The 21,393-nt window shown below is 31.5% G+C and carries 26 protein-coding genes and 1 riboswitch; of the genes, 2 read left to right on the top strand and 24 right to left on the bottom strand.

Annotated features, from left to right (window positions below; genetic code table 11):
* Positions 1-9: 9 nt before the first annotated feature.
* The 10 genes from gcvPB to comGA form a co-directional block, all read right to left on the bottom strand.
* Positions 10-1,485: an aminomethyl-transferring glycine dehydrogenase subunit GcvPB gene (gene gcvPB, locus LQ675_RS07525; protein ID WP_048539728.1), complete on the bottom strand. Its 1,476-nt coding sequence runs from the start codon at positions 1,483-1,485 to the stop codon at positions 10-12.
* A complete protein-coding gene (gene gcvPA, locus LQ675_RS07520; RefSeq protein WP_107602385.1) occupies positions 1,478-2,821 on the bottom strand; it encodes an aminomethyl-transferring glycine dehydrogenase subunit GcvPA in 1,344 nt (447 codons plus the stop codon). The genes gcvPB and gcvPA overlap by 8 nt, the downstream gene beginning before the upstream one ends.
* Positions 2,822-2,832: 11 nt before the next feature.
* Positions 2,833-3,921 carry a glycine cleavage system aminomethyltransferase GcvT gene (gcvT, locus tag LQ675_RS07515; RefSeq protein ID WP_107602384.1) on the bottom strand — a complete coding sequence of 363 codons (1,089 nt, stop codon included), beginning with the start codon at positions 3,919-3,921 and terminating at the stop codon, positions 2,833-2,835.
* 80 nt (positions 3,922-4,001) lie between these two features.
* A riboswitch (glycine riboswitch) is annotated at positions 4,002-4,097 on the bottom strand.
* A 16-nt stretch (positions 4,098-4,113) separates the two neighbouring features.
* On the bottom strand, positions 4,114-4,602 hold the full coding sequence (locus tag LQ675_RS07510; protein ID WP_239727323.1) for a shikimate kinase: 489 nt from the start codon (positions 4,600-4,602) through the stop codon (positions 4,114-4,116).
* A 234-nt stretch (positions 4,603-4,836) separates the two neighbouring features.
* Complete coding sequence (locus LQ675_RS07505; RefSeq protein ID WP_048539724.1) at positions 4,837-5,271, bottom strand: competence type IV pilus minor pilin ComGF; 435 nt, start codon at positions 5,269-5,271, stop codon at positions 4,837-4,839.
* Positions 5,246-5,527: a competence type IV pilus minor pilin ComGE gene (comGE, locus tag LQ675_RS07500; protein ID WP_048539723.1), complete on the bottom strand. Its 282-nt coding sequence runs from the start codon at positions 5,525-5,527 to the stop codon at positions 5,246-5,248. The genes LQ675_RS07505 and comGE overlap by 26 nt, the downstream gene beginning before the upstream one ends.
* The gene (comGD, locus tag LQ675_RS07495; RefSeq protein WP_048539818.1) at positions 5,511-5,960 is read right to left on the bottom strand and encodes a competence type IV pilus minor pilin ComGD; all 450 of its coding nucleotides are present in this window, start codon (positions 5,958-5,960) and stop codon (positions 5,511-5,513) included. The genes comGE and comGD overlap by 17 nt, the downstream gene beginning before the upstream one ends.
* Positions 5,938-6,255, bottom strand: a complete 318-nt coding sequence (gene comGC, locus LQ675_RS07490; protein WP_037588275.1) for a competence type IV pilus major pilin ComGC — start codon at positions 6,253-6,255, stop codon at positions 5,938-5,940. Before comGC ends, comGD begins: the two co-directional genes overlap by 23 nt.
* Before the next feature lie 14 nt (positions 6,256-6,269).
* Complete coding sequence (gene comGB, locus LQ675_RS07485; protein ID WP_075577987.1) at positions 6,270-7,310, bottom strand: competence type IV pilus assembly protein ComGB; 1,041 nt, start codon at positions 7,308-7,310, stop codon at positions 6,270-6,272.
* Positions 7,300-8,202 (bottom strand): competence type IV pilus ATPase ComGA, encoded by a 903-nt coding sequence (comGA, locus tag LQ675_RS07480; protein WP_048539722.1) that lies wholly within the window; start codon positions 8,200-8,202, stop codon positions 7,300-7,302. The genes comGB and comGA overlap by 11 nt, the downstream gene beginning before the upstream one ends.
* Positions 8,203-8,355: 153 nt before the next feature.
* Between comGA and LQ675_RS07475 the strand changes: the two genes are divergently transcribed.
* Positions 8,356-8,604 carry a DUF2626 family protein gene (locus LQ675_RS07475; protein WP_025904960.1) on the top strand — a complete coding sequence of 83 codons (249 nt, stop codon included), beginning with the start codon at positions 8,356-8,358 and terminating at the stop codon, positions 8,602-8,604.
* 34 nt (positions 8,605-8,638) lie between these two features.
* On the opposite strand, the gene LQ675_RS07470 is transcribed toward LQ675_RS07475, so the two are convergent.
* On the bottom strand, positions 8,639-9,271 hold the full coding sequence (locus LQ675_RS07470) for an MBL fold metallo-hydrolase (protein WP_048539721.1): 633 nt from the start codon (positions 9,269-9,271) through the stop codon (positions 8,639-8,641).
* A gap of 97 nt (positions 9,272-9,368) precedes the next feature.
* Between LQ675_RS07470 and LQ675_RS07465 the strand changes: the two genes are divergently transcribed.
* Positions 9,369-9,608: a DUF2759 domain-containing protein gene (locus LQ675_RS07465; RefSeq protein WP_016911885.1), complete on the top strand. Its 240-nt coding sequence runs from the start codon at positions 9,369-9,371 to the stop codon at positions 9,606-9,608.
* Positions 9,609-9,636: 28 nt separating this feature from the next.
* On the opposite strand, the gene LQ675_RS07460 is transcribed toward LQ675_RS07465, so the two are convergent.
* The 13 genes from LQ675_RS07460 to LQ675_RS07400 form a co-directional block, all read right to left on the bottom strand.
* Positions 9,637-9,951, bottom strand: a complete 315-nt coding sequence (locus LQ675_RS07460) for an MTH1187 family thiamine-binding protein (protein ID WP_048539720.1) — start codon at positions 9,949-9,951, stop codon at positions 9,637-9,639.
* Positions 9,951-10,922 carry an ROK family glucokinase gene (locus tag LQ675_RS07455; protein ID WP_048539719.1) on the bottom strand — a complete coding sequence of 324 codons (972 nt, stop codon included), beginning with the start codon at positions 10,920-10,922 and terminating at the stop codon, positions 9,951-9,953. The genes LQ675_RS07460 and LQ675_RS07455 overlap by 1 nt, the downstream gene beginning before the upstream one ends.
* Positions 10,919-11,110 (bottom strand): YqgQ family protein, encoded by a 192-nt coding sequence (locus tag LQ675_RS07450; protein ID WP_078099923.1) that lies wholly within the window; start codon positions 11,108-11,110, stop codon positions 10,919-10,921. The genes LQ675_RS07455 and LQ675_RS07450 overlap by 4 nt, the downstream gene beginning before the upstream one ends.
* A gap of 4 nt (positions 11,111-11,114) precedes the next feature.
* A complete protein-coding gene (locus LQ675_RS07445) occupies positions 11,115-12,563 on the bottom strand; it encodes a rhomboid family protein (protein WP_048539718.1) in 1,449 nt (482 codons plus the stop codon).
* A complete protein-coding gene (locus LQ675_RS07440) occupies positions 12,556-13,116 on the bottom strand; it encodes a 5-formyltetrahydrofolate cyclo-ligase (RefSeq protein WP_048539717.1) in 561 nt (186 codons plus the stop codon). Before LQ675_RS07440 ends, LQ675_RS07445 begins: the two co-directional genes overlap by 8 nt.
* Positions 13,117-13,265: 149 nt before the next feature.
* Positions 13,266-13,415: a 50S ribosomal protein L33 gene (gene rpmG, locus LQ675_RS07435; protein WP_016911879.1), complete on the bottom strand. Its 150-nt coding sequence runs from the start codon at positions 13,413-13,415 to the stop codon at positions 13,266-13,268.
* 76 nt (positions 13,416-13,491) lie between these two features.
* Positions 13,492-14,139, bottom strand: coding sequence for a phosphate signaling complex protein PhoU (gene phoU, locus LQ675_RS07430; RefSeq protein ID WP_048539716.1), 648 nt, complete (start codon positions 14,137-14,139; stop codon positions 13,492-13,494).
* Between the two features lies 1 nt (position 14,140).
* Entirely contained in the window at positions 14,141-14,929 is a 789-nt protein-coding gene (gene pstB / locus LQ675_RS07425) for a phosphate ABC transporter ATP-binding protein PstB (RefSeq protein WP_229412558.1), read from the bottom strand.
* A 78-nt stretch (positions 14,930-15,007) separates the two neighbouring features.
* Positions 15,008-15,910: a phosphate ABC transporter permease PstA gene (gene pstA / locus LQ675_RS07420; RefSeq protein ID WP_048539714.1), complete on the bottom strand. Its 903-nt coding sequence runs from the start codon at positions 15,908-15,910 to the stop codon at positions 15,008-15,010.
* A 1-nt stretch (position 15,911) separates the two neighbouring features.
* Positions 15,912-16,841, bottom strand: coding sequence for a phosphate ABC transporter permease subunit PstC (pstC, locus tag LQ675_RS07415; protein WP_048539713.1), 930 nt, complete (start codon positions 16,839-16,841; stop codon positions 15,912-15,914).
* A gap of 66 nt (positions 16,842-16,907) precedes the next feature.
* A complete protein-coding gene (locus LQ675_RS07410) occupies positions 16,908-17,858 on the bottom strand; it encodes a PstS family phosphate ABC transporter substrate-binding protein (protein WP_048539712.1) in 951 nt (316 codons plus the stop codon).
* A gap of 627 nt (positions 17,859-18,485) precedes the next feature.
* Complete coding sequence (locus tag LQ675_RS07405) at positions 18,486-20,531, bottom strand: peptidoglycan D,D-transpeptidase FtsI family protein (protein WP_048539711.1); 2,046 nt, start codon at positions 20,529-20,531, stop codon at positions 18,486-18,488.
* A 190-nt stretch (positions 20,532-20,721) separates the two neighbouring features.
* Positions 20,722-21,324, bottom strand: coding sequence for a superoxide dismutase (locus tag LQ675_RS07400; RefSeq protein ID WP_048539710.1), 603 nt, complete (start codon positions 21,322-21,324; stop codon positions 20,722-20,724).
* Positions 21,325-21,393: the final 69 nt, after the last annotated feature.

Raw genomic sequence — 21,393 nt, 5'->3', positions numbered from 1 at the left:
CGCTTTTTATTATGCTTTTTCTTCTTTTAGTAATTCAAATTTAAGTACTGGTTTTCTTGCTGCTTGTGTTTCATCTAATCGACCAATGACAGTTGTATGTGGTGCTTCTAATACAACTTCTGGTGATTCTTCTGCCTCTTTAGCAATTTGAATAAGTGTATCACAGAATGCATCTAATGTTTCTTTAGATTCTGTTTCTGTTGGCTCAATCATCATACATTCTTCCACGTTGATTGGGAAGTATATTGTTGGTGGATGGAAGTTGAAGTCTAAGAGACGTTTAGCAATATCCAATGTTCTTACACCAAGTTTTTTCTGTCTTGAACCACTGATTACGAATTCATGTTTACAGTGTTGTGTATATGGCGTATCAAAATGATCTTGTAATCTTCTCAACATATAGTTAGCGTTCAATACAGCTGTTTCTGATACTGCTTTTAATCCATCTGGACCCATCGTTCTAATATAAGTATAAGCTCTTAAATAGATACCGAAATTACCGAAGAATGGTTTAACTCTTCCGATAGATTGTGGCATATCATGTTCGAATTTAAATGTATCATTTTCTTTAACTACTGTTGGTTTTGGTAAAAATGGTACTAAATCTGCTTTAACACCTACTGGTCCTGAACCAGGTCCACCACCTCCGTGAGGTCCTGTGAATGTTTTGTGTAAGTTTAAGTGAACAGCGTCAAATCCCATATCACCAGGTCTAACTTTACTCATAATCGCATTCAAGTTAGCACCATCGTAATACAATTTCCCGCCTGCTTGATGTACGATTTCTCTAATTTCTAAAATATCTTCTTCGAATAATCCTAATGTGTTAGGGTTTGTTAACATGATAGCAGCTGTATCGTCCCCAACTACACGTTTTAAGTCTTCGATATCAACTAATCCTTTTTCATTAGATTTTACAGTTACTGTATCGAAACCTGCTACTTTTGCAGAAGCTGGATTTGTACCGTGAGCTGAGTCTGGTACGATAACTTTCGTTCTATTGAAATCGCCATTTGCTTCATGGAAAGCTTTAATCATTAATAAAGCAGTCCATTCACCGTGAGCACCTGCTGCAGGTTGAAGTGTTACTTCATCCATACCTGTAATTTCTTTTAAATGCTCTTGTAAATCATAAATAATTTCGAGTGATCCTTGTACAGTAGAAACATCTTGTAATGGGTGTGCGTTTGCAAAGCCAGACATTCTAGCGACTTTTTCATTAATTTTAGGATTGTATTTCATTGTACATGAACCTAAAGGATAGAATCCTGTATCTACACCATGGTTTTTATTAGATAATTCAGTGTAGTGACGCATTAAATCTAATTCACTAACTTCTGGTAATTCTGCTTTTTGTTTTCTTGTAAATTTATCTCCTAAAAGATCTTGTACATCTTGTGTTTCAACATCTTTTTCAGGTAAAGAATATGCAAATCTATCTTTTCTAGATCTTTCAAATATTAATTCACTTGATGGTTTACGCACTGTATTCACCTACTTTTTTGATAAATGTATCGATTTCTTCTTTTGTTCTTAATTCTGTTACTGCAATTAACATATGATTGTTGAATGCTTCGTCTATGAAACCTAAGTCAAATCCACCAATAATACCTTCTTCAAGTAATTCAGCGTTGATTTCACTTATCGGTTTGTTAAATTTAACAACAAATTCGTTGAATGAAATACCATCTAACACGTCAAATCCAGCTTCTTGCATTTTTTGTTTCATGTAAGTTGTCTTTTCCATGTTAAGTTCAGCCATTTCAAATACACCATTTTTACCTAAAGCACTCATACAAACTGATGCTGCTAATGCATTTAGAGCTTGATTAGAACAAATATTTGATGTCGCTTTATCTCTTCTAATATGTTGTTCACGCGCTTGTAACGTAAGAACAAAGCCTCTATTGCCATCTTCATCTTGTGTTTGACCAACTAAACGTCCTGGTAGTTTTCTCATAAGTTTCTTAGTAGATGCAAAATAACCACAATGAGGTCCACCATATTGTGCTGGAATACCGAATACTTGTGCATCACCAACAACAATGTCAGCACCGAATTCTCCAGGAGGTGTAATTAAACCAAGTGATAAAGGATTGCTTGATACGATAAATAAAGCTTTTTTATCTTCAATTAACTGTTTAATTGCCTCTAAGTCTTCTAAAGAACCAAAGAAGTTAGGATATTGAACACATACTGCCGCAGTATCGTCATCGATAACTGCTTTCAACTTTTCTAAGTCCGTAACAGTACCGTCTAAATCGACTTCAACTACCTCTATATCTTGTGCTTTAGTATAAGTTTTAAGTACTTCAATAGATTGATAATGTACAGATTTAGAAACAATTACTTTTGATTTCTTAGTATGACCTGCTGCAAGAACAGCAGCCTCAGCAAAAGCAGTTCCACCATCATACATAGATGAATTGGCTACATCCATACCAGTTAATTCGCAAATTAAAGTTTGAAATTCAAAAATAGCTTGTAATTCACCTTGTGAAATTTCTGGTTGATAAGGTGTATAAGCAGTATAAAATTCTGAACGAGATATAACATGATCTACAACAGTTGGAATATAGTGATCATAAACACCTGCACCTAAAAATGAGGCATGAGTTTCACTTGTTATATTTTTATTCGCAATTTGAGATAGTTCACGTAATAAAGGCGTTTCAGCTTTCTTTTCTTTAATATTTAACGGTTTATTAAACCTTACAGATTCAGGTATATCCGTAAATAATTCGTCTACAGATTGAATACCAATGACGTCTAACATTTCAGATTTATCTTTTTCAGTTAAAGGTATATAGCGGTGACCCATTTTATTCACTCCTATGATTTAAATGATGATTTCTTAACAACTTTAGCTTTTACTTGTCTTTTTCTAACTTGTATTAAAATTTCTTTATCTAATTCAAATGCACTCTTCTCAATTAATCCCATAGCAATAGATTTACCAGTTGACGGAGACTGTGTTCCAGAAGTTACATAACCAATTTCATTGCCTTCAGTATCTAGAATTGCATAATCTGTTCTCGGTATACCTTTATCTATCATTTCTATACCAATTGATTTTCTTGGCGCACCATTTTCTTTTTGTGCTTTCAAAACATTTTTACCGATAAAGTCATCTTCAATTAATGGTTTAACAGCAAATCCAATGCCAGCTTCATATGGTGTGATTTGCTCAGATAAATCTTGGCCATGTAATGGTAAAGCAGCTTCAAGTCTTAAAGTATCACGAGCGCCAAGACCACATGGAATAACATTTTCGTTTATAAAACCATCCCAAATAGCTTTAGTGTCTGCAGCATCACAATAAACTTCGAATCCATCTTCACCTGTATAACCAGATTGAGATAATATAACTTCTTTCCCGAATAATGTTACATTTTGTTTGAATTCAAACATCTTCATTTCTGATACATCAACATTTACTAATTTTTGAATTAATTCGCGTGCTTCTGGACCTTGTATTGCTAATTGGCCATATTCAGAAGATTTATTTTCAACATTTACATTAAAATTTTTAATTGATTTTAACCATTCGAAATCTTTATCTGTATTACCTGCATTAACAACTAAGAAATAAACTTTGTCGTCTAATTTATAAACAACTAAATCATCAATCACGCCGCCATCGTGGTTACATAGCGTTGTATATTGAGCTTTACTATCCGTTAATAATGTTGAATCATTCGTTAAAGTGTATTGAATAAACTGATCCGCTTCTTCACCTGTAACGATAATTTCACCCATGTGACTCACATCAAAAATACCTACATGATTTCTCACTGCATTGTGTTCCTCTTTAATACTTGAAAATTGGACTGGTAAAGCCCATCCAGAAAAATCAATTACTTTCGCACCTTGATCTATATAAGTTTGATACAAAGGTGTTTGTTTTAAATCTGTCGTCATCATAACTCTCCCCTTCTGAATATGTATAATAAAAAAACAGGGTAGCTTTCGCTACCCTGTTGAAGTGCTCTTCAGGAATGCGTCACAAAGTTATCCTTTTGCCTGAGAGATTCACTCAAATCTGGCTTGCTCCTTCGGCGATGAATATATTATTCATTCTCTCTAACTTTGATCATTCGCAATTATTTTAGCTTATAGTGATTCAATAATTTCACTTGCAACTACTTCTCTAGGTCTGTTAGCATCAATATGCTTGAATGCGATTTCATTATAACTTAATTCTCGTTTTGAATACAAGGCTTTTAATTCATTTAATGACTTTCCATTAGCATTCGGTCTGTTATTATCATGATTAATTCTATTAAATAGAATTTCAACATCACATTTTAGCCAAAAAGTATTGTCATTTTGTTTTAATAATTCTTTACTTAATTCTGATTCTACAATACCGCCACCAGTTGAAATAATCACATCTTGATCAATCCATTTTTTTAAAGCTTCATACTCTAAATCTCTAAAATGTTTTTCACCATATTTTTCAAAAATTTGTGGGATTGGTAATTGAGTTGTTTCAACGATATAAGTATCTATATCTACTAAACTTTTGTCATAATGATCGCTCAACAAATTTCCGATAGTTGTTTTGCCAACACCCATAAATCCAATTAATACGATTGACATTAAATCTACTCCTCAGTTGTTTCATATCAACTTAAACTTTATTCTATCTCATTATTCAGAAAATAAAAAGCTTAAAATTATTTATTTATCATTATTTTTATTTCACGTATATAGTATTGTTCTAAATTGTGATAAGTATTAAGCTTAAAGCTATATTGTACTAAGTAAAATGACAAAAAGGAACTATAAATAAATAATATTCCAAGTAATAACGGTAAAATAAAACCAGCATCATTAGATATAAATTTCTTCATGTAATTCTTTATCGCCTTTTCTTATAATAATAAATACTTTAAATGTTTCGTTAGATATCTTATCTACTTGAAAAGCATTCACATTATTAACTAGAGTGATATTACCTCGACCATTTATACTTTTTATTATTTTTTCATTTAATAATGTGAATTCTGTAGAACGTGTTTCATTTATGAATTTAATCCTGTTATGAACCTTGTCTAATTTTATAGTACTTTCTTTTATTTCATCGGAGAGTTCTTTTCTGAACATCATCAATTCAAAATGCGTATGATCCATTGCATTATCCTTAAACAAATAAAGACTTTTAATGAGCAATGGAATTAAAGCTAATATAATTAATAAAAATGATAATGACAGTAGCATTTCTATCATGGTAAAGCCTTTATTATTTTTCAATACATATTTTTTCATTTTTCAATTCATCTTTCATACAAACTTTTGTATTAAACTTTAAATATTTATATCTCTTTACATCATATTTTGGTTCGATAGATTTTGATTGCACAGTTTGATAGAGCATTTGATAAAGCTTTATTCTATCGTGTTCACGAGAAATATTTTCATTTAATGTAGTAACTAAAGGTAGTAATGTCCCACTCAATAGCATTATGATAAAAATAGACAACATAAAATCTATAAACACATACCCATCATGTCGTTTCAACAATTCTATATCTCCCTTTCTCGATGCGAAAAATAACATGATACTTTCTTTCATTAAATTCCACTTTTAAAGTGCCAAATTGATTAATATTCCCCTCTCCATCAAAAACTAATGTCGTAAACTCATTATTTTTAGAAATACGACCTTTATAGAGTGAGATAGTTTGAATCTGATTCTTCTCAATTTGATAAAATATTTTATCTGAATTGGGTTTAAACCAAACTAATATAGGTTGCTTTTGAGATAGAGATTTCGTTTCTAAAAACTCTAGCTTCGTTTCAAAATCATCTATGCCATTATTTAATCCACTACTTGCCAATGGGTTTACAGATAAATACATTGTCACCATAAAAATAATACTGATAATGGATAGCACAATAATCATTTCCACCAATGTAAAACCTTTATTATCTTTAATGTGCAACAACTTCACCATTTTCAAGTGTAATTGTCTCACCTGATTTACATGTCAGTTGCTTTTGATTAATATAACCATCACTTACTAAATCATTTATAGAATTTGGTTTAGCGTCGTGCTTCAATGTATAAGCTTCTACTTGACCAGCAACCATTTTCACTTGAGCTTGGCATCCAGTACTTTTTACAGTCTCTGATTGCTTACTTATGTTTGGTATGATGATCACCAATAATATACTTATGATTAAAAGGACAATTAGCATCTCAACCAATGTAAATCCTTCTTTTTTACTTAAAAATTTAAATCTTTTCATTTAATACATTCCTTTCACTTTATACCTTCTACCATTTGCAGCATCGGTAGAATGATAATTAAATATAGCGTTACGATTAACAAGGCTAGAACACCAAATACTACTGGTTGTATCCATTTGAGATGTTTTAAAAAAGTCTTCTCCAGAGTATCTAGCATAAAAAGACTGTAATAATAAAGTTCTAAATCTAATTTAGATTTATTTTCTCCGTGATTAATATAGTGTATGAAATTAGATTCAAAGCACCCTAACTTTTTAATTGAGTTTGGAAATGTCATACCAGAAACTAATGATTGATTGATGGAATGGCCAATATATTTCAAAAAATCATCTTTAGTTTGCAACATATATATTTCAATTATTTTAGTAAGGGTAATACCATTTTGAATAAAAAAGGAAAAATCTCTAGATATACGATATGAGTTATACATCGTAATGTAACGATTGATGATTGGAATTTTCTTGTATATAGCTATTTTACGAGCCATTTCTTTGTCCATAAAATTCATATAACTGATGAGATAAACGAGGAATAAAATGAGGACTAAAGTAAAAATAGTTGTTGGTAAATATGAAAATATTGTCGTGATAATACGTAACGAAGTGGATATTTCTATATTCATTGAAGCATAAATTTCTGTGAATTGAGGAATAATGGTTTGATTCACAACAGCAAGTAACATAAAAAAGATGCTGAATAATAAAGCGGGATATTGAATTGTTTTTATAAATCTTTGTTTAACTTGTTCAATCTTTTTTAAATATAGGATAGAGTGTTCTAATGTTTCATTCAAATTACCATATTGTTCACCAAAGTATATTTGGGTAATAATGACTTGGGGATAATTAAACAGTTTAAGTATTTCATGTAATTGTCCAGTCTCTATAACAATTTCACAAGCAGTCGTGTTTAAATTGTGCTTTTTAAGTTGTATGAATTGATCAGACAGTAATTGAATAGCTTCTAGTAATGTGAAACCTTGTTTTAACATATCTAACAGTCGTGTTAAGTATAATACTTGGTCTTTCTTTAATACATTTTTCTTACGTTTCATAATCATTCTCCATATAGTTAATAATGTCATCTTTAAAAATATAAGACATATTTAAAGTTCTTGTTTCATCATTTTTCTTCACAAGACGTTGGTTTGTAATACATGAAATACCTTGTTTAATTTGTTCGACTGATACACCTAGTTCTATTAGTCGATGGATTGCCCCAATTGTATCACTCGCGTGCATTGTTGAAAGTACTAAATGACCACTTAAACTAGCTTGAATAACTTGCTTAGCAGTAACATCGTCTCTTATCTCTCCAATCATAATAACGTCAGGATCACATCTTAAAATGGCTTTAAAGGATTGTTGATAAGTTATGTTAGCTTTTTCATTGACTGAAACTTGAACGATGCCATTTAACGTTTGTTCTACAGGGTCTTCAATCGTAATAATATGTTTGTTCTTTTCTCTCTTTAAAGCGTACATCAATTCATACATTAATGTCGTCTTACCTGATCCAGTTGGACCCGTAAATAGAAATAGCCCTTCTGATTGATACATTCTATTTTGTAAAACGTTATATGATTGATGCTCTGATTTCACTTGTGATTGATTAAAATGTTGAGGGGTAATTCTAATGGAACAAGATTCTATTCCTAAACTGATAGGTATCGTAGAAATTCTTAAGTAGTAATGAATGTCATGTTCATATAAATATTGACCGCTTTGTGCTTTATTACGTTCACTTACATCAAGATGAGCGATAAATTTCATATAAATGAGTAGCCTACTATACAATTTAAAGTCTAGATCTAAATCATAAGGTGTATTATCACCATTTATCCTCATTTGAACAAAGACTTTATCATCATTTAAAGGTACAAAGTGAATATCACTCGCATTTGAATTGACAGCATCGTTAATAATTGACTTAAATAATTTCTCCATAATCTCCTCCTAATATATATAAACGCTTCCAATTACCTAAATTACTTGTTTAATGCTTATGAATTTGCGTTAAAATGCTATTTACTTTTGTATAGAGTAACTTTATAATTAAATATGAATAAGAAAGTAAACACAGAGGGGGTTCTTAAGAAGATGGATAAAGTTTATAAAACTCTAGGCTTCTGGACTGCTATTTTTGCTACGATGTTTTATGTCGGTGGTATGGACATGATGGCATATTTCTTCTTAGCACAAACTGGATTTTTCGTATTGTTGGGATACTTAAAATTAACAGAAAGAATGTATATGTATATATTCGCAATTTATTTAGTATTATGTTTTGTTGGATTTACATATTATTCTACATTCTTATTAGAGCCAAGTTTTGGAGCACATCATTAAAAGAAGCATTACACAAACGTGTAATGCTTCTTTTTTAATTAAATCCATTTAAATACGGATTTGTCATTTCTTCATCTGCTATTGTTGTCTCCGGTCCGTGACCTGGGAAAATAGTTGTATTTGAATCTAGTTCTAACAACTTATCTTCTATTGAATTCAATAATGTTTTTGTATCACCTTTATATAAATCCGTTCTGCCAATTCCACCTTTAAATAAAGTATCACCTACTATAGCAAAGTCATCAAATACAAATGATAAACTACCAGGTGAATGACCTGGTGTATGGATCGCTTCAAATTTAAATTCTCCAATCTCATATTCCCCAGGTTCCATTATTTGTGGAACAGTATGTTGAACCACTTGTGGTAATTGATACATTGCAAATTTTTTAGAACCATTTTTCTCTGTATCCGTTAACCATGATTTTTCTTCAGGATGCACATATACTTTCACATCAAATTCATTTGCGACATCATCTACAGCACCTATATGATCAAAATGAGCGTGCGTTAATAATACAGCACTCACCTTTTTATGATATTGTTTAATTTGTTTATTTAAAAACTCGCCATTATCTCCTGGATCTATAACGAGTAATTCGTTTTCACCTTCGAGAATATAACAATTCGTTTCTACAATTCCTAATGAAAAACTATGTACTTGCATTTTATTTCCTCCTCTTTTAAAAAGTATCTCGACAAAACCACATATTAATTATACAATTAATATGATAATAAAAGAAATTTGTATTGGGGGTATTGGAATGCCATTTATCGACACAGGGGAACTATTTGAGTTATTTGGAGTAAAAATCCATATCGGTGTTAATATTTTCTCATTATTAATGCTAGCTGTTTTTATTCTAGCTATATTTGGTTTAATTTCAGCATTCAAAAACAAAAATATTTTGGGCATTCTTTTTGGTGCAATAACTGTAGTATCTTTTGGGTTCTTCTCATTAGCTACAATCTTTACATACGGTTATCCAATTTTACATCATTAAAGAAAAGACGAGTTTACACTCGTCTTTTTTATTTGTTCAAATGTTTATTAACAGAATCTAATTTATCGTTCATTTTTCTAGACTTATCTCTTCTATCATCAATTCGAATATTTGTACAAACTCTGTCTAATCCTTTATTGAATGGACTTTCATGAATTTCTTGTATAATTTCAAGTAAATCTTTTAGATCACCTTCAATAAGTGTATTCATTGGTGTTAATTGATAATCAATTGTACCTGCCTCTTTATGTTTTTCTAAAATTAATTGAATATCTGCAATATATTCACTCACACTAGGTCCTTCTGTTCCTACTGGTATTACGACTACGTCAACTATTGCCATTATTCATTCTCCTTTTCTATTACATATGTCTTAATTAGACCAGCTGCACCGATGATACCTGCGTCGTTTCCTAATTGTGCAACTACGATGTTTGTACCATCTTGTGCAGGTTTAAATGTCATTTTTTCATAATGCTTTTTAATAAATTGGATGAGAATATCGCCGGCTTTACTAACGCCACCACCAATTATAATATATTTAGGATTTGTCATGACGCTAACAACACTTGCAGCATAAGCAATGTAACCAGCTACTTTATCAATGATAAACAAACTGAATTCATCTCCTGATTTTGCAGCATCAAATACGTCTTTAGCTGTTACATTTTTACCTGTAATTAAGTCATGAATACTTGATTTCATATTGATATTTGGATAATAATGATGTACTAAATTAATGACACCTGTAGCTGAAGCAACCGTTTCGAGACAACCCTTCATACCACAGTTACATTGAAATCTTTTCTTTTGATCCACTAAGAAATGACCTATTTCAGCACCTGAACCATTATGACCATGAATTAATTCTCCGTTTGAAACAATGCCACCACCTACACCTGTTCCTAGCGTCATACAAACAACATCACTTTCATTTTGACCAGCACCTTTAAATTTTTCACCTAAAGTTGCGACATTCGCATCATTATCTACGTAAATTGGTCCATCAAAATATTGTTGCATATGTTTTCTAACTTCAATGTTACCAGTCCAATTTAAATTCACAGCACCATTGACAATACCATTTTCAAAATCAATTGGTCCAGGTACACCGATTCCCATACCGATAATGTTTTTAATGTCGATATCTTTTCTATTCAGATGTACAACGAATGAATCATATATATTCTCTAATATGCCTTCACCCGTTTTGTTCGTTGAAATTTCCCATTTTTCTTCGATATTTAGTGAACGATCAAAAATACCTAATTTACATGTCGTACCACCAATATCAGCTGATAAAATATGTGTCATTTTTTCTCAATCCTTCTCTGATTTATAATAAGCCGTGCTTGTAAAAATGTTTCTTTATCAATAAGCATAGATTGATACATAGCTTTTATTTCTTGTTCCATCATTTCTAGTTGATCTTCTTCATCTTTAAAATAAATGATATAACCAAACTTTTTAAGTAATTGTTGTACGTCATATAAATTATTCATAAAATTAACTCCTAAACGCATCAATTTCATCTTTTAATGCTGCATAATGTTCATTCTTTTTATCAAGCTTTATTGCCTTATTAATAAACTTATTCGCTTTATCATAGTCATCTTTTGCTCTATAACCTAAAGCTAATTGGTAATTTAATTTAGCTGAATTAGGAAAAACTTTTAAGCCTCTTTCCCATTCTAGTATTGCTTCATTCAAAGATGTATTATTCGCCACGATTAAGCCACTTAAAATATATGTCTCATCCGACTCGAAGTTCTTCTCTTTAATTTGCTTTACCATTGTTTCTGCTCTATCAAAATCACCGTTATTCATAGCATCTTTCGTTAATTCATCATATATATAATGTTGTTGTCTGTTAAATATGATAACAATCAAAGTGATGATGATGACTATAAAGGCAGCAATATAATAAAGTTTGAATTTATCATGTTCCATCCATTTATACATGATAAACATTAAGATTGCCCCACCAACGAATCCACCTAAATGAGCGAAGTGGTTTACATTATTAATAAACAAAGCTAATAACGAAATAATCACAATACCGATAAATGTTTGTAATACAAATTGTTTATTAATATTTTTACGTGTAAATAAATACACAATAAAAGCACCAATTAATCCGAAAATGGCACCACTTGCACCAATTGAAATGGATTGTGTGTCAATACTAAGCGACACAATACCTGCAAATAAACCTGATATGAAATAAATGGTGAACATTTTAATGGATCCTAATGCACCTTCAATAAGTTTACCGAATATAATGAGTGAAAATACATTCATCATTAAGTGTGTAAAATTCGCGTGTATAAACATGGACGTTAATAAACGGTACCATTCACCGTGTACTATATTGAAATGTACAAGCCCACCGTAATCGACTAAATTAATTTGGCCAAAATGATTAAAAATTAAAATTAAAGACAGCCATACAATTACATTAGCAGCTACTAAAAAGTATGTTACCGGTGAAAACTTAAGCATAAAGCTATCAATAAAGCTCGCATTCAATAATTTATTTTTATATGTCGTAACAGGATTTGTTCTATTACGTTTAATTTGATGCTTCGTTACGAAGTGATGAGATACTTTCTCGAAATCATCAAGCTCATATAAAGCATGATACCTAATTTTAGGGCGTTTAGTATGATTAAATTCAGCGAAATCCATCTCTTTTTCGGTAATATAAAAAACATCTAATTGTTCAAAGCTAAACCCTATACTATCAATTAAGTCACCTAAATGGTCAGTAATTTTTTCTAAGTCAAAATCAACTTCTTGATGTGTAGGCGTCTTATGTATAAACCTTTTGACAATTTTTTTAGATTCATGTGTCAACCATATTTCTGCTTCTTCTTCATCAATCGATATTATTTTATAGCCTTCTGTATAAACTAAATAATATATCGACTTCCACATTTGTTTTGTTTTATCCATCTACTCTTCTCCATATATCATTTGGTGTCAACATCTCATCAACTGGTATATCATGTGATTCAGCATCAAAGTTTCTTATCTGAAAAGGATATAACAAACTTATTGTATGTCCATTATAATGAGATAAATATTTATCATAATACCCTCCACCATAGCCTATACGATAACCAGCTTGATTAAATACAACACCAGGTACAATAATTAAATCAATATCATCACTAATTTCAGTTTCTTCATCAACATATTTAATTCCTTTTTGATCAATTGCAATAGAATTCAAATCATGTAGTCGCTGAAATTCCATTTGTTTCGTTTCGTAATTCGTTTTCGGTACGAACACTTTCTTACCTATATTCAATAGATGTTCAATAATAGGTATCGTATTGACTTCATGGTCCATACTCATAACGATAGCAATTGAATTGGCTTGCTTAAAATTATTATGTTCAAATAATTGTTCCTTTAAATTTAAATCATATTGTTCTTTTTGAGAAATATCTTGATTTCTCATTAAATTCAATATTTCTTTTCTTAAAATTTTCTTGTTTGACATGAATTTAACACTTCCAAATATTGATTAAATTTTTATCAGTTACACATAATATGATAACACAAGAATTATTGTGATAGGTAGTCGTACAACCTTTAAAGGTATTAAAAAAACACATTCCCGTATAATGGAATGTGTTTTTATTCGTTTTATTATTTTGTTTCTCTATGAAGAGTGTGTTTACCGTCACGAGCACAATATTTTTTCATTTCAATACGCTCTGGGTTGTTACGTTTATTCTTTTTAGAGATGTAGTTTCTTTCACCACAATCAGTACATGCTAAAGTTACATTTACGCGCATGATGAACCCTCCTATTCTTATTTCAATTAATATACGACCTTATTATAATACCATCTATGCTTATATAATTCCAGTACTATTTTTCAATAGGTTCATAGTGTTCACCAGTTATATAATAATAGCAACTTTCACATATATTCGTGATATGGTCGCCGATTCGTTCTAAGTATCTTGCAGCAAGATGAGCTTGAGCAGAAATAAATGGATCGTTATCGATTAAATATGTCGTATTACTAATCTCGCGATATAAATCATCAATATCATTGTCACGATCAATAATTTCTTTTATCAACAAGATATCTTTGTCATTAACTGCTGCTTCTAAATCTTTTAGCATTAACATTGCCAATTTACCCATTGTTTTTAATCTCGTTAGTATAAAATAATCTGTTATTTTAACTCTTTTTCTGATTTGAGCAATATTAGTAGAATTGTCAGCCATTCGTTCTAATTCAGAAGCGATTTTTAAACCTGAGATCATAACACGAAGATCTGTCGCTATAGGTTGTTGCTTTGTTATTAGCATAACCACTTTTTCATTAATGTCATATTCCATTTGGTTTATTTTTTTATCGTATTTGATTAAATTACGAGCATTGTTTCTATCTTCATCGCTCAATACAGATATAGATTGTTCTATCATAAAGTATACTTCTTTACCCAACACAAACAAATCATTAATGAGTGAGTTTAATTCATCTTCATATTTTTCTCTAATAACCATATTATCCAAATCTCCCTGAAATATAGTCTTCAGTTTTCTTATCTGTTGGGTTAGAGAATATTTTATCTGTTTGATCGAACTCATTTACATAACCGTTTAGGAAGAACGCTGTTTTATCAGAAATTCTAGCTGCTTGTTGCATGTTATGTGTCACGATAATGATTGAGTATTTAGTTTTTAATTCTTGCACAAGTTCTTCTACTTTTAGTGTTGAAATAGGATCTAGCGCTGAAGTTGGCTCATCCATTAAAATAACATCTGGTTCAATTGCTAAACATCTCGCTATACAAATTCTTTGCTGTTGCCCACCAGATAATCCGTATGCATTCTTATCTAGTCTATCTTTACATTCATCCCAAATAGCTGCACCTTTTAATGAACGTTCAACGATTTCATCTAGTACCTTTTTATCCGTAATACCATGAATTCTTGGTCCATAAGTAATGTTGTCATATATGGATTTTGGGAATGGATTTGGTTTTTGGAAAACCATACCAACATTCGTTCTTAATTCTTCAACACTATACTTTTTGTCGAAAATGTTTTTATCTCTATAAATGATCTCTCCTGATGTTTTAACACTTGGAATTAATTCAATCATTCTATTTAATGTTTTAATATAAGTTGATTTACCACAACCTGATGGCCCAATAATTGCAGTCACTTCATTTTCTGTAATATCTAAATTTATATTTTTAAGCGCATGAAAATCTCCATACCATAAATCTAAATTATTCGTTTTATAAACAATATTTTTATCTTCTACTGCTATTTGTTGATTTGCTGTCATCTCATTTGAAGGTATATTTTGAGATAAATCTCTAATTTTTACGTCTGTCATAATTATGACCCCTCTTCATTTTGATTATTATAATTTTCTTTGATATTTGTTTCTAATATAGATTGCGATTGAGTTCATAAGAATTAAAATTACGAGTAATACGATAATTGCTGCTGACGAAACAAATTGAAATTCTGCCTGTGGCAATTTAGCCCAGTTGTATATTTGCATAGGTAAAGCTTGGAAAGATTCAAATATACTGTTTGGTGTTTTCATCAATATTGCAGGAATACCGATTACAACAAGTGGTGCAGTTTCTCCAAGTGCTCTTGATAGTGCAAGAATCGTCCCTGTTAAAATACCAGGTATTGAAGCCGGTAATACAATATTTTTAATCGTTTGCCATTTAGTACCACCTAATCCTAATGATGCTTCTCTAATAGAAGATGGGACAGCTTTAATTGCTTCCTGACTTGCTACAATAATAATTGGTAATATCATTAACGACATCGTTAATGCTGCAGCAATAACTGTCTTACCTAGTGATAAATTTTCGATACCTGCACCACGTACAAATATTGTTAATCCTAATAAACCAAATACTACTGATGGAACACCTGCTAAATTTGAAATATTGACTCTTATAAATTTCGTAAACCAGTTTTCTTTTGCATATTCAACCATGTAAATAGCAGTACCAACACCTAGTATGATAGATATAGGTGCTATCGTCATCATGAGCCATAGTGTACCGATTAAAGCACCTTTAATACCTGCACGTTCAGGTGATGTAGATGAGAAGTTTGTAAAGAAATCTGTATTTAGATAAGGAATACCTTTTCTAAATATGTCAAATAGCAAAATAGCTAATACGATTAAGCCAATTAATGTACAAACGAAAAATATTGATTTAATGACTTTATTTTTCATTAATCTTGTCGGTAGCTTTTTACGAACGACGGTTTGATCAACTAAATTAACCTCTGACATATTAATACTCCTCTCTAAATCGTTTAGTAATCCATTGTGAAATAATATTCATAATAAATGTGAATATAAACAATGTGAAACCTACAGCATAAATACTGTAATAAATATCAGATCCGTAAGTCGCATCTCCAGTAGCAACTTGGACAATGAATCCAGTCATTGTTTGAATAGATCCTATTAGACTAAAGCTCGAATCAGGTGTACTACCTGCCGCTAAAGATACAATCATTGTTTCACCTATTGCTCTTGATATCGCTAATACAACAGATGCGATGATACCGGATAAAGCAGCAGGAAATACAATTTTAGTTGCAAGTTCAAACTTAGTTGCACCTAATCCCAGTGCACCTTCTTTAATTGAATCTGGTACCGAACTCATAGCGTCTTCACTCATACTCGTAATCATCGGTATAATCATGACCCCCACGACTAAACCTGGACTAATAGAGTTAAAGCTTCCTAAATCCGGGAATATACCTCTTAAAATTGGTGTTACAAATGTTAAAGCGAAAAATCCGTAAACAATTGTTGGTATACCAGCTAATATTTCAAGAATAGGTTTAATAATTCTTCTTGATCTATCAGAGGCATACTCACTCAAGTATAGTGCTGCACCTAATCCAACTGGAACAGCAAAGATTGTCGCTACCGCTGTAACTTTCAACGTACCTAATATAAGTGCGAAAATACCGTATTTAGGATCAGATGAAAAAGGTGCCCAGTCTTTCGTAAATAAAAATTCAAATGGATTCACTCTTGTGAAAAACGTTGCTGTTTCAGTTACAAGTGTGAATAATATCCCGATTGTTGTAAGTACAGAAACCGAAGCGATTAACAATAAAATAATGGGAACAGCTTTATCCGCAAAGACTTTACCTTTATTATTGTTATTTTGCTTAATCAATTCTTGTACTGAAGTTTGTTGTTTCATAAAAATAACTCCTTCATTTTGAAAAAGGGCGATTACTGACCGCCCTCTGCTTTAATTTATTAATGATTATTTTTTAAATTTTTCTAACGTTTCTTTATCTTCTTTATACTCATCATCTTTCAATGGAACATAACCAGCGTCTTTTGCAGCATCTGCTGAGTTATCAATTACATATTCCATAAATCCATAAAACGCATCATTATCTTCTAGAGATTTATTTTTCGCATATACGAATAACGGTCTACTTAAAGGATAGCTACCATCATTTACTGTTTTATCTGTAGGTTCTATTGCTTTTCCATCATCTTTAATCTTCACTGCTTTAAGTGAATCTTTATTTTCTTGATAGAAGTTATATCCAAAGAATCCGATTGAATCTTTATTATCTTGGACAGATTTAACGATGACATTCGTGTCAGCATTTTTCTCAGATTGTAAATCTTTTTCATCTAATACTTCTTCACTAAAGAAGTCGTAAGTACCATGTGATTGGTCTGGTGAAAATGCTTTGATCTTTTTATCAGGGAATTTTGAATTAACATCTTTCCATGTTTTTGCTTTGCCGCTATAAATTTTTGCTAATTCATCCATACTTAACTCATCAACAAAGTCATTATCTTTGTTAACAGCTACTGTTAAACCATCTTGAGCAACCTTAAACTCAGTGTATTCTATTTTAGCATTTTTTAATTTTTCTTTTTCTTCATCTTTAATATCTCTAGAAGCATTTGAAAAGTCTGTTTCTCCCGCTATGAATTTTTCAAAACCGCCACCAGTTCCTGATACACCAATTGAAACTGAAACATCAGGTTGCTCTGCTGAGAAGTCTTCGTTTATTTTTTCCATAACTGGTGCAACTGTTGATGAACCATCACCTTTAACTTCACCACTTAATTTTTTATCATCTGAAGATTTAGTATCCCCGGAACTAGATTTTTCAGCTGCCCCACCACAAGCTCCTAATAAAAGTACAGAACTTAAAGCTGTTGTTGATCCGATTAATTGCCACTTTTTCATGTTAAATCCTCCTAATTAATATCGCCTTAATCTTTATTACATCTTCACTTTACAATTTCTTTATTAAGTACAAATAAATTGAATGTAAATTTTGTGTTAACTTCCTATGAAAACGGTTTAAAATGTGAAAAATAAAGAGAATGGTTTTTAATAAGGGGACAGTAGTTACAAAACTCGGGAGAACTGTTACTATGGGCTGCCTTAGTTACAAAAGTCGGGAGATTTGTTAATAAGATCCCACATAGTTACAAAACTCAGGAGAACTGTTAATAAGAGCCTCCTTAGTTACAAAACTCGGTAGATTTGTTAATAAGAGCCCATATAGTTACAAAACTCAGGAGAACTGTTAATAAGAGGCTCCTTAGTTACAAAACTCGGGAGATTTGTAACTACTCATATCTATAAAACGATTTTGTGAAGTGCTGACGCCTGAGGGAATCGTATGAGCGAGGGACTACAGGCTCAAGCCATACCCTAGGCAAACATGCACAAACAAAATCGTAATCTATGTACTTCACTAAATCTCAAACTATTCAAAAATAAATTCACACATAAAAAATAACACCTCATTTCTACTGAATTAATCAGTAAAATGAGATGTTATATTGATTCAATCTTTATATTGAGTTATTTTCTATCTTTAAAATAATAGTTAATAATATCTCTACCTAAATCCCCACCTGGTAACCATGGTTCTGGTACGGGTTGATTTGTATAAGTGATTGAGAATGATAATTCAGGATTCTTAGCAGGTGCATATCCAATATATGTTGAATTTACTTTTGGTTTACCATCTTTGAATACTTCTGCTGTACCTGTTTTACCAGCTGATCGTACGACCGTTTTATTAAAACTTGTATACCCTGTTCCTTCTGGTTTATTAAACGCCATATCGAAACCTTTTTGTACTTGTTTTATTTCTTTATCACTATTATTAACCTTATTCATCACTTCACCTTTAAATGTCTTTTTAATAGGTCCAAGCGAATCTTCATTTGTAGAGTTTCTAATTTCTTTCGCTAAATGTGGTTTCAATCTATACCCATCGTTCGCAATAGTAGCGACATATTGTGATAGTTGTATAGGTGTATAAGTATCAAATTGTCCAATTGCTAAATCAATGTAGTTACCTGGGTTATCTTTAATGGGTTCAATTTGTCCAGCTGATTCATTTGGTAAATCAATACCTGTTTTAACACCTAAACCAACTTGATTTAAACCTTTACGTAATTTAATACCTGCTTGTTCCACATCAGATGGTAGTGACATGCCACTACTATATGGAGATCCAGCTAATAACAATGCTGTCTTATACATAAAGACGTTTGATGAATGCATTAATGCTTCAGCATCAGTAATCGTTTTTCTGCCATTTTGGTTAAAGTATGATCGTTTTGTTAAACCACCACTAAATTTTAATGGTTCATCGACCATTGTATCGCCAACATTTAATACGCCGTTTTGATAACCAGTAAGTAATGTTGCACCTTTAACAGATGAACCAACTGTATATTGACTAGTGAAGTTACCAATATGGTTATCAGTAATCTTACCATTTTTGTCAATATCACGTCCGGCCATTGCTAATACATCACCATTTCTAGGATCTTGGACAACAACCATAACTCTGTCCATATCTGTAGCGCCTTTGCTTCTTAATGATTCAATGTGCTTATCAATATATTCTTCAACTTTTTTCTGTAAGTCTATATCGATAGTTAACACTAAATCGTTACCACGTGAACCTTGTGAAATAACTTCAGAACTTGTTATTTTCCCAGATTTATCAGTGACATATTTCATTTTCTTCTTAGAGCCTTTTAAAATATCTTCATATTGATATTCTAAGTAAGATTTACCGACTCTATCATTTCTAGAATACCCTTTAGCAAGATAGTCATTCACTAACTCTTTAGGTAATCCTTCTTCTTTACTTGAAACATTTCCGAATAAAGTTCTTAACGTGTCACCATAAGGATAACGTCTTTCCCAGTCCATTGTTGTATTAACGCCAGGTAGTTCTGATAAGTGTTGAGATACAGCTGCATACTCATCATTTTTAACACCTTCATTTTTTATAACAACAGGGCTCAGTTGAGATCCAGAATTCATTTCTCTAAATATCGCAAGGATTTGCAAATCCTTTTTTGATAATTTATCTGTATATTTAGATGTTACTTTGTCGTATAACGCTTTATCATAATCATCTTGACTAATATTGCCATCAGAGAATAAAGCTTGTTCATCTTTCATTAACTTATGAACTTCATCTTGATTTCTCAATATCCAAAAATCCTGCTTATCACGTTCTGTAATGTTTGAAGTATCCATCTTCATTAAGTGAGATAGTTTTTCAGCGATTTTCAAAATATCATCTTGGCTTGTTCTTCTATCTCTCGTGTATGTAATTGCCTTTTTAGACTCGTTGTCTACTAAAACTTTACCATTTCTATCATAAATACGGCCTCTTGGCACCGATTCATTAACTGTAATCGATTCTGTACTATCTATCGTTCGCTTGTATTCTCCGCCTTTTACAATTTGTAAATAACCTAACCTCATAATGAGCACAGAGAATAAAATCACGACAACGGCCAATATTAGGCTTACGCGTTTATTCATTAATAGGCGAAATGCTTCTTCTTTTGATTTCTTTTTTACTCGTTTCAACAACTAAACCTACCTTTTTAACTCTATTATAATAATCTCATCATATATTATTATGACTTACATTGCTATTGATATAGGTAAATTTTTATAAAAAAAGAGCGGAGCTGAAATCTCGTTTAAATAAAAAGATTTCATTGCTCCACCCCATTAGGATGATTGTCTTATAAATCAGTCATCCAAATTTAAAGACGAATTATTTTGCAGCTTGGTATAATTCGTTTACTTTATCCCAATTTACAACGTTCCAGAATGCATTAATGTAATCTGGGCGTCTGTTTTGGTAGTTTAAGTAGTAAGCATGTTCCCAAACATCTAAACCTAAAATTGGAAGTTTACCTTCTGAAATTGGGTTATCTTGGTTTGGAGTTGAAACAATCGCTAATTGGCCATTATCTACAACTAACCATGCCCATCCTGAACCAAAACGGCCAGCTGCTGCAGCTGCAAATTCTTCTTTGAATTTGTCTAATGAACCAAATGTAGAACTAATTGCATCTACAACTTCTCCTGAAGGCTCAGAAGCGTTTGGAGTTAATAGTTCCCAGAATAATGAATGATTATAATGTCCGCCACCATTGTTTTGAACTGCAGTACGGATATCATCAGGAACAGAGTTTAAGTTTTTAACAATATCTTCAATAGATTTGCTTTCTAAATCTGTACCTTTCACTGCATCATTTAATTTTGTTACATAAGTGTTATGGTGTTTCGTATGATGAATCTCCATAGTTTCTTTATCGATGTGTGGTTCTAATGCATCATACGCATATGGTAATTTTGGTAATTCAAAAGCCATAAAAAATCATCCTCCTCATTTGTTTTACATACCTATCTTATCAAGATTAAAGTTTTATAACAAATAATT

It is taken from the genome of Mammaliicoccus sp. D-M19, from assembly GCF_022386695.1.
Classification (GTDB): domain Bacteria; phylum Bacillota; class Bacilli; order Staphylococcales; family Staphylococcaceae; genus Mammaliicoccus; species Mammaliicoccus sciuri.
The sequence above is the reverse complement of the archived record's forward strand: the minus strand, read 5'-3'. Positions and strand labels throughout refer to the sequence as shown.

Excerpts from the sequence above, each read along its gene's own strand:
- comGA (WP_048539722.1), bottom strand. The coding sequence starts at position 8,202 with ATGGAGAAATTATTTAAGTCAATTATTAACGATGCTGTCAATTCAAAT.
- LQ675_RS07475 (WP_025904960.1), top strand. The coding sequence starts at position 8,356 with ATGGATAAAGTTTATAAAACTCTAGGCTTCTGGACTGCTATTTTTGCT.
- LQ675_RS07455 (WP_048539719.1), bottom strand. The coding sequence starts at position 10,922 with ATGACACATATTTTATCAGCTGATATTGGTGGTACGACATGTAAATTA.
- comGC (WP_037588275.1), bottom strand. The coding sequence starts at position 6,255 with ATGAAAAGATTTAAATTTTTAAGTAAAAAAGAAGGATTTACATTGGTT.
- gcvPA (WP_107602385.1), bottom strand. The coding sequence starts at position 2,821 with ATGGGTCACCGCTATATACCTTTAACTGAAAAAGATAAATCTGAAATG.
- gcvT (WP_107602384.1), bottom strand. The coding sequence starts at position 3,921 with ATGACGACAGATTTAAAACAAACACCTTTGTATCAAACTTATATAGAT.
- pstA (WP_048539714.1), bottom strand. The coding sequence starts at position 15,910 with ATGTCAGAGGTTAATTTAGTTGATCAAACCGTCGTTCGTAAAAAGCTA.
- comGB (WP_075577987.1), bottom strand. The coding sequence starts at position 7,310 with ATGAAACGTAAGAAAAATGTATTAAAGAAAGACCAAGTATTATACTTA.
- LQ675_RS07505 (WP_048539724.1), bottom strand. The coding sequence starts at position 5,271 with ATGAAAAAATATGTATTGAAAAATAATAAAGGCTTTACCATGATAGAA.
- pstB (WP_229412558.1), bottom strand. The coding sequence starts at position 14,929 with ATGACAGCAAATCAACAAATAGCAGTAGAAGATAAAAATATTGTTTAT.
- LQ675_RS07510 (WP_239727323.1), bottom strand. The coding sequence starts at position 4,602 with ATGTCAATCGTATTAATTGGATTTATGGGTGTTGGCAAAACAACTATC.
- LQ675_RS07400 (WP_048539710.1), bottom strand. The coding sequence starts at position 21,324 with ATGGCTTTTGAATTACCAAAATTACCATATGCGTATGATGCATTAGAA.
- LQ675_RS07470 (WP_048539721.1), bottom strand. The coding sequence starts at position 9,271 with ATGCAAGTACATAGTTTTTCATTAGGAATTGTAGAAACGAATTGTTAT.
- LQ675_RS07465 (WP_016911885.1), top strand. The coding sequence starts at position 9,369 with ATGCCATTTATCGACACAGGGGAACTATTTGAGTTATTTGGAGTAAAA.
- rpmG (WP_016911879.1), bottom strand. The coding sequence starts at position 13,415 with ATGCGCGTAAATGTAACTTTAGCATGTACTGATTGTGGTGAAAGAAAC.
- phoU (WP_048539716.1), bottom strand. The coding sequence starts at position 14,139 with ATGGTTATTAGAGAAAAATATGAAGATGAATTAAACTCACTCATTAAT.
- LQ675_RS07460 (WP_048539720.1), bottom strand. The coding sequence starts at position 9,951 with ATGGCAATAGTTGACGTAGTCGTAATACCAGTAGGAACAGAAGGACCT.
- pstC (WP_048539713.1), bottom strand. The coding sequence starts at position 16,841 with ATGAAACAACAAACTTCAGTACAAGAATTGATTAAGCAAAATAACAAT.
- LQ675_RS07445 (WP_048539718.1), bottom strand. The coding sequence starts at position 12,563 with ATGGATAAAACAAAACAAATGTGGAAGTCGATATATTATTTAGTTTAT.
- LQ675_RS07450 (WP_078099923.1), bottom strand. The coding sequence starts at position 11,110 with ATGAATAATTTATATGACGTACAACAATTACTTAAAAAGTTTGGTTAT.
- comGD (WP_048539818.1), bottom strand. The coding sequence starts at position 5,960 with ATGGTGAAGTTGTTGCACATTAAAGATAATAAAGGTTTTACATTGGTG.
- LQ675_RS07410 (WP_048539712.1), bottom strand. The coding sequence starts at position 17,858 with ATGAAAAAGTGGCAATTAATCGGATCAACAACAGCTTTAAGTTCTGTA.
- LQ675_RS07440 (WP_048539717.1), bottom strand. The coding sequence starts at position 13,116 with ATGTCAAACAAGAAAATTTTAAGAAAAGAAATATTGAATTTAATGAGA.